This window comes from Mucilaginibacter sp. (genome assembly GCF_028288105.1).
Taxonomy (GTDB): domain Bacteria; phylum Bacteroidota; class Bacteroidia; order Sphingobacteriales; family Sphingobacteriaceae; genus Mucilaginibacter.
Window position 1 is genome coordinate 1 of record NZ_JAQBOI010000066.1, and the last position, 12,896, is coordinate 12,896.

The following is a 12,896-nucleotide window of genomic DNA, read 5'->3' on the forward strand; positions in this document are numbered from 1 at the left end:
GTACCCCAGTTCCAATGCCAGTGCCAGTTATAGTGTATCAGGTTATCTTTATAAGGCTTGCGTGGCGCATATCCCTGCCATAAATCGTAATTTAAATTTGAAGGCACAGGTATCACCTTCCCCACACCAATTGATTTACGATTATTTACATACCAGCCTCTTGCAAAATATGCCCTGCCAATAATGCCGCTATGCAGTTCGGCCACCATCTTTTGTACATTATCAAACGAACGGCGCTGGCTCCCCATTTGTACCAACCTATTATATTTGGCAGCGGCGGCTATAGCCATTTCACCTTCGTGTGGGTTATGGCTGCAGGGCTTTTCTACATACACATGCTTACCTGCCTGGCAGGCCAGTATGGTTGCAGGTGCATGCCAGTGATCGGGCGCGGCAATTACTAACGCATCCAGATCTTTTTTCTCCAGCAGCTGGCGTATATCAGCAATTCCGGTTGGTTTTTTGCCAGTTATCTTTGCTATATCGGCAATACATTTGGCCATAGCAATGCTATCTACATCACATATATAACCTATCTCTACATCGGGCAAAGCAGCCAGTTTTTGCGCCAAAAAAGCGCCCCGGCTGTTAACACCCATTATACCTATCACCACCTTTTTATTGGGCGAACCTTTATAAATAGCGGCGTTTGCAATACTTGAGCCTATTAAAAAACTGGTGCCTGTAACAGCCACATTTTGAATAAATTTTCTGCGTTGCATAATAAAAATAGGTATTAGTGATGTATTAGCACAATAATTGGTAACGGCTAATTTAGTATTTAATACCTAAATTTCTTTTTGATAGCAATTTTATTACATAACGTTTTTACTTAGTTCTCTTAAAAAGGAAACACATAAACTACGATATGACAATCGCTTAAAATAAGGGTTACATGTATGTAACATAAATATTATTTTGCCGTCTTAAATCAAATAAAAACTAATAATTTAGCTTTTATTATGCACGCATATCAAAATCCAAACTAAAGTATATATGAAAACTCTTTACGCTGCCGTACTGATAGGTAGCATTAGCGCTTGTGCCCTAAGCACTGCTGTAGCGCAGACCGCCCCACCGGAAGACCCTGCTTTAAAGATCTACCGGGAAACCACACCAAAAATAAATGACCTGGTACACACTAAGCTTAATGTACGTTTCGATTATAAGAAACGCTATATGTATGGTAAGGAATGGGTTACTTTAAAGCCACATTTCTACGCTACCGACTCGTTACGTTTAGATGCGCAGGGCATGGATATAAAAAATGTATCTATTGTAAAAGCCGGCAAAAACACACCACTTAAGTTTACATATGATAGCCTTACCATCAACATTAAACTTGATAAGGTTTATCGTAACAACGAAAGCTATACCGTTTATATTGATTATACATCAAAACCAAATGAGCTTAAAGCAACCGGCAGCGCTGCTATAACCGATGCTAAAGGTTTATACTTTATTAACCCTGACGGTACCGAAAAAGATAAGCCTACCCAGATCTGGACACAGGGCGAAACCCAAAGTTCATCGGCATGGTTCCCTACCATTGATAAGCCTAACCAAAAAACTACCGACGAGATCATCATGACCGTCCCTAAGAAGTACGTTACGCTATCAAACGGTCGTTTAGCTTCGCAAAAGGTTAATGCCGATGGTACCCGTACTGATACCTGGAAACAAGAATTGCCACACTCGCCATACCTGTTTATGATGGCTGTTGGTGATTTTAAAATAATTAAAGACACCTGGAAAGGTAAAGAGGTAAGTTATTACCTGGAGCCTAAATATGCCCCTTACGCTAAGGATATATTCGGTTTTACGCCAGAGGTTATTGATTTTTACTCTAAAACCTTAGGTGTTGATTATCCGTGGAATAAATATTCTCAGATAGTTGTTCGCGATTACGTGAGCGGTGCTATGGAAAACACCAGCGCTACCCTGCACGGCGAATATGTACAAGCTACAAAACGTGAGCTTATTGATGCTTACTTTAGCCAGGGCCGCAGCACTATTGTACACGAGCTTTTCCACCAATGGTTTGGTGATTATGTTACTGCCGAAAGCTGGAGCAACCTAACCGTTAACGAATCATTTGCTGATTTTAGCGAAACCCTTTGGGCCGAGCATAAATATGGAAAAGATGCCGGTGATGCACACATTTATGATGACAGACAAAATTACCTAAGCCAGCCAGAGCTTAAAACTAAAGACCTGGTACGTTTCCACTACAAAGACAAGGAAGATGTATTTGATGCCGTAACTTACCAAAAAGGTGGTAGCATATTATACATGCTGCGCAACTACCTTGGTAATGCTGCTTTTTACAAGGGCTTAAACATTTATCTAAAAGCAAACGCGCTTAAAAACGGCGAGGCACACCAATTGCGTTTAGCAATGGAAGAAGCCAGTGGCCGCGATTTAAACTGGTTCTTTAACCAATGGTATTTTGGCGCAGGCCACCCGATATTGAACATTACCTACAAATGGGATGATGCTACCAAAACCCAAACCGTTTATATGAACCAAACACAAGACGGTAATGCCTTCATTTTACCGTTAGCTATTGATGTTTACGCTGATGGCAAAATGGATCGTCGTAAATTTTGGATCCGCAACAAGGCAGATAGCCTGGTATTCCACTCGGCAACAAAACCAAGCCTGGTAAACGTTGATGGTGATAAAATGCTGTTAGTTAAAAAAACAGATAATAAATCAATTGATGAATTTACATTCCAATATTTTAACGCGCCGCTATTCCTTGACCGCTTTGAAGCTATCAACGCTGCTGCAAAACAGCAGACAAATGCCGGTGCCCGCAAGGTAATTATTGCTGCGTTAAAGGATAAGTATTATGAGCTGCGTATCAAGGCCATTAAAGCTGCAGATATGACCAATGACGATGTACGCAATGCTGCCGTACCGGTATTGGTTAGCCTGGCACAAACCGATGAGAACACATTGGTAAGGGCTGCTGCCATTACGTCTTTAGGTAAACTAAAAGCAGCTGGCAATAGTAATATATTTAAGGATGCATTAAAAAGCCAATCGTACGCTATACAAGGTGCTGCTTTAACCGCGTTGGGTTTACTTAACCCTGCAGATGCATTAACCTTAGCTAAAACTTACGAGAAAGACAGCGAAGGCGCTTTAAAACAAGCTATACTGGTTACTTATGCCACAAGCGGCAGTGATGACCAATACGATTATGTATACAAAGCATTTACCGAAGGCCAGCCACAAACTCAGTTTAATATCATGAAGAAATTTGCTGATTTTACGGGCCGTATTAAAAGCTCTGAGCAGGCACAAAAAGGCATAAAAGCGATTGCCGATTTTGGTACCAAGTACAAAAAATATGGTGTTGCCCCACAGGTAGTAACTATATTGGCCGGCATAAAAACCGATCGTGCTAAATTAAACGATACAGCATCAATTGCTACTATTGATAAAGCTACTGTTGAGCTTCAAAAAGCCGAGTAGTCTATCAGGATATAACAGGAAGCCTCTCCATTACGGAGAGGCTTTTTTTGTGTTATAAAACCAAATATTGGATACAAATCACATATTTGTATTAATAAACCAGGAAAATGAGTCAATTAGTTGATACTGCAAACCGCAAGGCCTTACATGCATTATTGCTTCAGCTTAATGTTGATACCAAACCACTTTGGGGTAAAATGACACCTCAGCAAATGATCGAGCATTTAATAGAAAACGTTCAATATGCTAACGGCACATTAATACCTACCTGCGATCGCCCTGAAGACGTAGCTTACAAGGCCAAACAACTTAGCATTTACACCGATGTGCAAATACCCAAAAACTTATTTTTAGGGCCACTGCCCGATGAATATTGTTATGCTGACCTGCAAACAGCCATTGAACAGTTAATGACTGATCTGCAAATTTTTGACCAATATTTTAAAACTCCGGGCACCACTGCCATACACGGCGGTTTTGGCCCAATGGACTATAACGAATGGGTTATTTGGCATAGTAAACATTTCACGCATCATTTAAAGCAGTTCGGCTTACTTGAAGGCTAAATGTTAAATTAAACAATTTAACATTTACGGTATTCATCTTAAATACAATTAATTGTAACTTAGTGTGAACCAAAACACTTATGAAAAAGTTACTGTTATTTATAGCCCTGTTTATCAGCGCCGGTCAATTGATGGCGCAGAAAGCAACCGTAGCACCATTTGATAACACACTTGGCGGTAAATTAACTCAGCCTTTTAAAGCGGACAGCGCCTGGCGCAGCATCCCACCAACTATATCAACCGATAAATTCTTTAAACAACCGGATATCGACATCAATAAAATTGAGCTGGATAAGAAATTCCAGAATATGCTAAGTGCAAATAGCAGAACATACAATATGCCTGTTATAAAAACACAAGGTTACTCTAAAATGCCGGTAATAAAATTGGAAGGTAATTCAAAGATGCCTATTGTAGGCAAAAACCCCGGCAAAGGCAAAACGGATGTTAAGGTGATCCCTTAACCTTAAAAATCTTTATTTAACAATTTTTCTAACTCAGCAAAGCTGATATCCATTTTGATACGGCCTTGTTTGGCATATGAGATCTCGCCTGTTTCTTCTGATACAATAATGGCTGTGGCGTCATTAGCTTCGGTAACACCAATGCCTGCGCGGTGGCGTAAACCGAACTGAGCGGGGAGGTCGGCCTTTTCGGTAACGGGCAGTATGCAACTGGCCGATTTTATTTTATTCTCTGATATCACCACAGCTCCATCATGCAGGGGACTGTTTTTTTGGAAGATACTTTCCAGTATCCGTTTAGATATCTTGGCATCCAGCACTTCGCAGCTGTTCTGGTAAAATTGCTCGTCGTAATACTTGGCGAAAACTATTAAAGCCCCGGTACGGGTTTGTTTCATGCTTTTGCAGGCATCTATAATAGGTTTAATACGGGCAAAGTTATTCTTTTCGGTCTCGGCCTTACCAAAAAAATAACGCCACCAAGCTTTGTTACGTTGTAAAGAGGCATTTTTACCCATTAATAATAAAAACCGGCGTATTTCCTGCTGAAACAAAACAATAACTGCTATAATGCCTACATCTGCTACTTTCTTAAGTATGCCGGCCAACAACGGCATTTTTGATTCAGGAACGATAAAAAACAGTACGTAGATTATTGCCAATCCAATAAAAATATTGGCAGCAATAGTACCCCTTATCAGATTGTATAACTGATAAATAATAACTGCCAATAGAATTATGTCTAATATGGCAAAAGGGGTTACCTTAAGGCTGCTAAAATCAAAAGATGGCATGTTACGAAGTTAATAAGTTTCCGTTAACATCATTATTTGGGGAATGTAAATTATTATGACCCTTATTTATTACGCTCGGTAGTAAAACGCACTAATTGCTCCAGCCCTGTTTTGGCCTCGCCCGCAGGGAAGGTATCTAATATGGCAAATGCCTCTTCCTGGTATTTCTTCATTTGGGTTTCAGAGTATTCAAGCCCGCCTTTTTCTTTAACAAAGTTGATGATCTCGGTTATCTTTTTAGGATCGTCGTTATGGTTTTTCACCAATTGTATCATCCGTTTTTTCTCGCTGCTCTCGCTGTTGTTTAATGCGTATATCAGCGGCAGCGTAACCTTCTTTTCTTTGATATCGATGCCAAGCGGTTTACCTACATCATCGGTACCAAAATCAAACATATCATCTTTTATCTGGAAGGCTATGCCTATCTTCTCGCCAAATAAGCGCATTTTTTCAATGGTCTCGTCATCAGCATTGGCCGATGCCGCACCACATGCGCAGCAAGAGGCAATTAATGAAGCTGTTTTTTGGCGGATAACCTCGTAGTAAACGGTCTCGCTGATATCCATCCTGCGTACCTTTTCTATCTGCAGCAACTCGCCTTCGCTCATTTGCTTTACCGCTTCAGATACTATTTTAAGTAATTTGAAATCGCCATTATCTATAGAAAGCAGCAAGCCTTTACTCAGCAGGTAATCGCCTACCAAAACAGCTATTTTATTTTTCCATAAAGCGTTGATAGAAAAAAAGCCGCGGCGTTGGTAAGAGTTATCCACCACATCATCGTGGACAAGTGTGGCAGTATGCAGCAGTTCAACAAGAGCGGCACCGCGATGGGTAGATTCGTTTATCCCCCCGCAAATAGTGGCCGAAAAAAATACAAACATAGGCCTTATCTGCTTGCCCTTACGTTTTACAATATAGTGTGTAATACGATCAAGCAAGGGTACTGAGCTTTGCATAGAAGTTTTGAACTTCTCTTCAAAAACATCAATTTCTGCAGCAATAGGTCTTTTAATTTCGTTGATGTTCAGCATCTAAAACAAACCGCCATTTTATGCAATTACCTTACCTGGCAATCAGCAGCAAACATAAGCTTTAAAAAATATATATGCATAAACACCTAATATTTTTACCGTGATTAAACCTTTGCTGCATTTTACGCTCTATTATAATAAGTTAGTAATAACTATATATAAGTTTAGTTTTTGTGAGTTAAAGTTTTCGTTTTAAAGCGGAGCCCCAAAGGTTCCGCTTTTTTTTGCTAAAAACCCCATAATTGCCTAATGGTTTAATTTATGCCAACAGTTGTTGAAAAGCTGATGGGTTTACTCCTCCTATCTCCTATAATTATGGCTTGATAACAATAACAAGCAATATTATGAGAAAGATCATCAACCGAATTTTACTTACCTGTATTACAATTATGCCGATAACCTTAATGGCGCAAAACACCATAAACCCCGGCGATACAATTATACATTACCAATACCTAAAAAATCAGAATGTGTTTCATAAGCTTTGCTGGCTTGATAAAAACGGCAAAGTATTGCAAGAAGCAGTTTTAAACCTTATTACCAGGATAGATACGGTTAAACATACCTTAACTTATATACAATTAAGAAACGATGCCAAAAAAGATTCGAGCGTAAGCACATACCCGGGTTTAAAGCCGTTATACATGCTATCAAGGGCGGGAACAGATATAACCCGTTATGATTATAGCGAAGGCCACAATATACAAATCCATACCGAGCAAAAAGGCAAAGCTAATTATGATGGCGTATTTACTATGCCTGATGCTTATTTTGATTCTTTTTTAAGTGAGTACATTTTAGGGGCGTTACCTATAGAGAAACTTAAACCACTGCAATTTGAAGTTTACCAGGGCGATACTAAAAAGAATGGCACCATACAGATCACTAAAATAATGACGGATGTATTGCTCATGCCCAACGGAAACAATACGCCCGTATTTGTGCTGAACATGAAAAACGGTGGTTATGAGTTTTTGGTTTATATAGATCAAAGATCGAGGCAGATTTTAAAAACTGCATTTGCTTTACCAGGGGGCGGTTATTTTACTAAATCACTTATTTAATGTAAAATGCGTTAGGCCTTCAGTAATAAAGGTTATTATTTTACCTTTGCAATCCTCAAAATACCCGGAGAGGTGTCTGAGTGGTCGAAAGAGCACGCCTGGAAAGTGTGTATACGCCAAAAGTGTATCGAGGGTTCGAATCCCTCCCTCTCCGCTGAATGTCCTGGCTTAATGCCGGGGCATTTTTTTTTAGCGTGGACATTAAAAAAAATCTGCGGTTAAGCGTCCTCCGCTTGTCCGGGCGGGGGGAACATAAAATTTTCATTTCAAAATTGCTGGTAGTAAATAATAGCGCACTATATTTATCACCCTGTGAAGTACTTCAATTATATTTCAAAAAGAGTATTATTATTCCGTTAGATAAGTCACCTAAGTCCGTGTAAGAGTCTTTAGCAAAAAAAAGTATCATGAAAAAATGCATAATCATCATTTTTCTCCTTATTGCAACAAATATTGCTTTTGGCCAAATACCAATTGACAGTATAAGAGCGATCATTAAGCAGGAAGTTGCCAACAAAAGAAGCAAAAGTATCATCGTTGGGATCGTAAATTCAAATAGCAGGCAAATATTCGCGGAAGGTAAAATAAGTGATAGCGATCCCAGGCTTCCGGATAGCAATACAATTTATGAAATTGGGTCAATTACAAAAGTATTTACTTCGTTGCTATTGGCAGACATGAGTTTAAAACAACAACTAAATCTTGACGATCCAATCTCCAAATTCCTTCCAAAAAGAGTAAAAATACCGAAAAGAAACGGAAAAGAAATTTCGTTACTTAGCTTATCAACACACAGGTCGGGAATGCCACGTTTTCCATACAATGTTGACCCGAAAGATTTAGACAAGCCATATATTGATTATACCGTAAACAAGTTATACCAGTATGTTTCAAATTTTGAACCTCCCTATGATATTGATTCAAAGTGGCGCTATTCAAATGTGGGCTACGGGTTATTAGGCAATATATTGAGCTTAGTTGCGAAAAAGGATTTTGAGGCGTTACTAACTGAAGAAATTTGTAAGCCACTAAATATGAATAATACCACTATTTCATTAACGGCAACACAAAAATCAAATTTGTCGGTAGGGCACACGGAAACAGGAGTTCCGGTAGGCCTAACAGATTTGGGCGCCATAGATGCGGGCGGCGCTTTGCGTTCAACTGTAAACGACCTCCTTACTTTCGCTGAAGCCAATATGGCCTTAATTAAATCAAGTTTGCTACCGGCTATGGAGCTCTCCCATGTGCGGCGGGCAAAAAAAGACGGGGATGATACTTACACTACAATGGGTTGGACCCTCACGAATGAGGGTTTACTCTTTAAAGATGGTGGAATGCCTGGGTATTGCAGTTTTTTGGGGATAGATAAAAAAAATAAAATTGGGATAGTTGTTTTGTCCAACTCAAGCAATCCTGTAACAGATATTGGCCGGCATATCCTTGATTCTGTTCATAAAATTCAGCCATATCGTTATCCATGGGCTTTATTGGACACACTAAGGGCAACCACTCGAAGGAAAAGTGTTGATTCCGCAATTGCATTATATCAGCAGCTCAAATCATCAAAAAACACCTCGTTTATTTTTAATGAAAATCAACTCAATTATTTAGGCAATGAATTGAGGAGGGATAAAAAAATAAGAGAAGCCCTAAAGATCTTCGAATTAAATTCGAAGGAATATTCACAATCCACGCTGGCATATGAAAGTTTAGGAGAAACCTTTAAACGGAATAATAATAAAGAAAAAGCTATTAAATGTTTTGAAAGAGCATTTGAATTAGACCCCCAAAATCCTCATTGGACTTACATACTTGATAAGCTTAAGTACGCTGAAAGGAGGAAAAATAGTCGCTAACATTTAATTTATTTAAAGCTGCAAAATCACCTAATTCCATCAATAATAAAGGCCACCTACTATTAGTAGATGGCCTTTATTATAACCTGTAAAAATCAGCTTACGCTGCGTGTTGGCCGGGTTTGTACCCTCCTGCCGTGGTACGAAATGCAACATTAAGGCGGTTGTAGGTATTAATGGCTATAACCCCCATTGTCAGATCTATCAATTCTTCTTCAGAAAATTGGGCCCTTGCCTGTTCGTAAACGGCATCGCTAACACGGCTTCCAATAATGTCTGTAACATCTTCGGCCCAGGCAAGCGCGGCGCGTTCACGGTCGGTATAAAAGGGGGCGTCGCGCCAGGCATTTAAACCATAAAGGCGTTGTTCTGTTTCTCCTTTTACCCGCAGATCTTTTGAGTGCATATCCAGGCAATAAGCGCAGCCATTAATTTGCGATACTCTAAAATAAATTAAATTTAAAAGGGATTGCTCAATTGTTGATTTTGCCAGATACCCTCCTAATCCGTATAACGACTTTATTGCGTTTTGGCCTTTTTCGAAAACATTAATTCGTTGTTCCATGGTGTTTACTTTAATTGTTATAAATATTTGAATCACCCTTATGACGAATGGTCTCACAGAAATTGGACAAAAATTAAAAGATATAAAAAGAGAGCACTGGGGGTAACAAGGTACTAAAACTAAGAATTTCTTATATTTACTTGTCACAACAAACCCAGATTTTCGTTATCTGATAAGAAGTTGAATTTTCAAATCATTGCGCATACCGCTACCTTGCAAGTTGTTTAAAATGAACAATATTATCCTGATCATAACCGCCACATCTACCGCTTTAATAGCCGGTTTATTTTATGCCTATACCTGTTCGGTAAATATAGGATTGGGGCGCCTGCCCGATAGGGAATACCTTGCCGCTATGCAAAACATTAACAGCGCCATACTTAACCCATTATTCTTTTTAAGTTTTATGGGCACATTGGTATTACTGCCGGTAAGCGCATGGGTCAATTATGAACAATCATTATCCGGCCGATTTTTGCTGCTGCTTATCGCCGCGGTATTATATGCCATTGGGGTGTTTGGCGTAACCATGTTCGGTAACGTTCCTTTGAATAATAAACTGGCAGGCTTCGATCTGAAGTCGGCAACCGTTGATGATATTGCCAGCCAACGCCTAAGTTTTGAGCGGCCATGGCTGCTGTTACATAACATTCGTACCATTGCCTCTGTAGCTTGTTTAGTACTGGTAATAATAGGCTGCATCTATAGATCCGAATAATTTAATTGCTATTTTCATATCTAAAGCATCTCCCGACTTATGTAACAATCATTATACTTTAGCCAGTGTTACCAAACTGTTAATTTGCTTTATCTTGGTGTTTTCAAATAACAAACTGAAAAACGATTTTTATTAGAATATGAACAGATATTTACTAACGGTAACGGCTTTTGCATTAGCGCTTAGCGCAAATGCCCAGCAAAGCGCCCCGGTAACCGCTAAAGATTACGAACATGCCGAAAGCTTTTTAAGCTACAATACCGACCCTTTTATTGACCGTGCCAGTGTTAGGCCAAACTGGCTTGCCGGCGATAAGTTTTGGTACCGCGTTTCAACAGCGCAAGGCAACGAATTTATATTGGTTGACCCTGTTAAAAAAACACGTACCGCCGCTTTTGACTCGCAAAAACTTGCCGATGCGCTTTCGGCTGCTGCTGGTAAAAAATATGATGCCAATAAATTGCCTTTCCAAAGCATAAATTATTCTGTCGATGGCAAATCGGTTTTGTTTACTGCTGATGGCAAAAAATGGAGCTACAACCCGCAAACAAACCAGGTAACCGAAGATACATCTAAAGCAGTGGAAGCTAAGGCACCTGTTCTTACAGGCCGCGCTGCCAGAGGTGGCGGTAACGAAGTATTCTCGCCGGATGGCAAACGTGCCGCTTTCATCAAAAACTACAACCTGTGGATGCGCGATGTTGCTACCAACAAACAAATCCAACTAACTACCGACGGCATTAAGGACTTTGGTTATGCTACGGATAACGCCGGCTGGACCACCAGCGACAGGCCTATCGTATCATGGTCGCCTGATTCAAAAAAAATTGCAACTTTTCAGCAGGATCAGCGCAATGCCAGCGATATGTACCTGGTTACAACCAATGTGGGCAAACCAAAACTCATGGCATGGAAATATCCCCTGCCGGGTGATAAAGAGATCATTACCATACAAAGGGTAATTGTTGATGTAGATAATGCAAAAGTTATCCGCTTTAACATAGCGCCAGATCCGCACCGCGCCACGCTGAGCGATGATATATCAAGCAGCGGTACATTTGATGATGCTGATTGGAAAGATGATGGTTCTGAGTTCGCGTTTGTATCTACCTCACGTGATCATAAGAACGAGAAATTCCGCATAGCAAATGCCCAAACCGGCGCCGTGCGCGATGTATTTGAAGAAACTGTAAAAACACAATACGAATCTGGCTGGGGTGCTATTAACTGGCGCTACCTGCCTGCTTCAAAAGAGATCATCTGGTTCTCGGAGCGTGATAACTGGGGGCACCTATATCTTTACGATGCCACAACCGGCAAAGTAAAAAATCAAATCACCAAAGGTAACTGGGTAGTTACCAAACTGCTTAAAGTTGACGAAAAAACCCGCACACTTTACTTTGTGGCAGGTGGCCGCGAGCCGGGCAACCCATACTTCTCTCACCTGTACAAAATCAATTTTAACGGCAAGGGCTTAACCTTGCTTACGCCCGAAGACGGTAACCATACCGTTACTTTCTCGCCTGACGACAAGTACTTTGTTGACAGCTACTCAAAACCTGATGTTGCACCCGTTATCGTTCTGCGCGATATGAACGGCAAATTGTTATCAACCTTAGAAAAAACAGATATATCAAGATTAGTAGCAACCGGCTGGAAAGCACCTACCCCTGTTAAGCTTAAAGCACACGATGGCACTACCGATATTTATGGCCTGGTGTTTACACCAACCAAGATGGATGCTAATAAGAAATATCCGGTTATTGATTACATCTATCCGGGCCCGCAGGGTGGTGGTGTTGGCAGCTGGTCGTTCGCGGCATCAAGAAACGATCATCAGGCATTGGCCGAACTGGGCTTTATTGTAGTAGTAATAGAAGGCACCAGCAACCCGCTGCGCTCAAAAAGCTTTCATGATATGAACTATGGTAACATGGGTGATAATACCCTGCCCGATCAAATAACAGGCATTAAACAATTAGCTGCTCAATACCCTATCGATACTACCAAAGTTGGTATATGGGGCCATTCGGGCGGTGGTTTTGCTACCGCGGCGGCAATGTTCCGCTATCCCGATTTCTTTAAGGTGGGCATCTCAGAATCGGGCAACCACGAGAACCGCAACTACGAGGATGATTGGGCCGAACGCTATAACGGCCTTGTAGAAAATTCAGACTATGATGCCCAGGCTAATCAGAATTTCGCTAAAAACCTGAAAGGTAAACTAATGCTTGCGCATGGCATGATGGATAACAACGTGCCGCCATACAATACACTGCTGGTAGTTGAGGCTCTTGAGAAAGCCAATAAAAGCTTCGACCTGGTGATATTCCCTAACAGCCCGCATGG

The 12,896-nt window shown here is 40.5% G+C and carries 11 protein-coding genes and 1 tRNA gene; 8 read left to right on the top strand and 4 right to left on the bottom strand.

The features are described 5' to 3' along the window. The coding region (locus JWQ85_RS04645) for a Gfo/Idh/MocA family oxidoreductase (protein ID WP_299464665.1) at positions 1-722 on the bottom strand (722 nt) is incomplete at its 3' end. Positions 723-996: 274 nt separating this feature from the next. Between JWQ85_RS04645 and JWQ85_RS04650 the strand changes: the two genes are divergently transcribed. The 3 genes from JWQ85_RS04650 to JWQ85_RS04660 all read left to right on the top strand — a co-directional run bounded on the left by JWQ85_RS04650 (position 997) and on the right by JWQ85_RS04660 (position 4,513). Further along, positions 997-3,483, top strand: coding sequence for a M1 family metallopeptidase (locus tag JWQ85_RS04650; RefSeq protein WP_299464668.1), 2,487 nt, complete (start codon positions 997-999; stop codon positions 3,481-3,483). A 107-nt stretch (positions 3,484-3,590) separates the two neighbouring features. Continuing rightward, positions 3,591-4,049: a hypothetical protein gene (locus tag JWQ85_RS04655; protein WP_299464671.1), complete on the top strand. Its 459-nt coding sequence runs from the start codon at positions 3,591-3,593 to the stop codon at positions 4,047-4,049. Positions 4,050-4,129: 80 nt separating this feature from the next. Further along, the gene (locus tag JWQ85_RS04660) at positions 4,130-4,513 is read left to right on the top strand and encodes a hypothetical protein (RefSeq protein WP_299464674.1); all 384 of its coding nucleotides are present in this window, start codon (positions 4,130-4,132) and stop codon (positions 4,511-4,513) included. Between the two features lie 2 nt (positions 4,514-4,515). Here JWQ85_RS04660 and cdaA read toward each other — a convergent pair whose 3' ends face one another. Beyond that, positions 4,516-5,307 carry a diadenylate cyclase CdaA gene (gene cdaA / locus JWQ85_RS04665; protein WP_299464676.1) on the bottom strand — a complete coding sequence of 264 codons (792 nt, stop codon included), beginning with the start codon at positions 5,305-5,307 and terminating at the stop codon, positions 4,516-4,518. 62 nt (positions 5,308-5,369) lie between these two features. After that, the gene (locus JWQ85_RS04670; protein WP_299464679.1) at positions 5,370-6,341 is read right to left on the bottom strand and encodes a polyprenyl synthetase family protein; all 972 of its coding nucleotides are present in this window, start codon (positions 6,339-6,341) and stop codon (positions 5,370-5,372) included. A 344-nt stretch (positions 6,342-6,685) separates the two neighbouring features. Between JWQ85_RS04670 and JWQ85_RS04675 the strand changes: the two genes are divergently transcribed. The 3 genes from JWQ85_RS04675 (at position 6,686) to JWQ85_RS04685 (ending at position 9,264) form a co-directional block, all read left to right on the top strand. Next, entirely contained in the window at positions 6,686-7,405 is a 720-nt protein-coding gene (locus JWQ85_RS04675) for a hypothetical protein (protein ID WP_299464682.1), read from the top strand. A 66-nt stretch (positions 7,406-7,471) separates the two neighbouring features. Beyond that, a tRNA-Ser gene (locus JWQ85_RS04680) sits at positions 7,472-7,559 on the top strand. A 253-nt stretch (positions 7,560-7,812) separates the two neighbouring features. Further along, positions 7,813-9,264 (top strand): beta-lactamase family protein, encoded by a 1,452-nt coding sequence (locus tag JWQ85_RS04685; protein ID WP_299464685.1) that lies wholly within the window; start codon positions 7,813-7,815, stop codon positions 9,262-9,264. Positions 9,265-9,364: 100 nt separating this feature from the next. On the opposite strand, the gene JWQ85_RS04690 is transcribed toward JWQ85_RS04685, so the two are convergent. Continuing rightward, positions 9,365-9,829 (bottom strand): carboxymuconolactone decarboxylase family protein, encoded by a 465-nt coding sequence (locus tag JWQ85_RS04690; RefSeq protein ID WP_299464688.1) that lies wholly within the window; start codon positions 9,827-9,829, stop codon positions 9,365-9,367. A gap of 229 nt (positions 9,830-10,058) precedes the next feature. On the opposite strand from JWQ85_RS04690, the gene JWQ85_RS04695 reads away from it, so the two are divergent. Next, positions 10,059-10,547: an anthrone oxygenase family protein gene (locus JWQ85_RS04695; RefSeq protein WP_299464691.1), complete on the top strand. Its 489-nt coding sequence runs from the start codon at positions 10,059-10,061 to the stop codon at positions 10,545-10,547. Positions 10,548-10,686: 139 nt separating this feature from the next. Next, the coding region (locus JWQ85_RS04700; protein WP_299464694.1) for a DPP IV N-terminal domain-containing protein at positions 10,687-12,896 on the top strand (2,210 nt) is incomplete at its 3' end.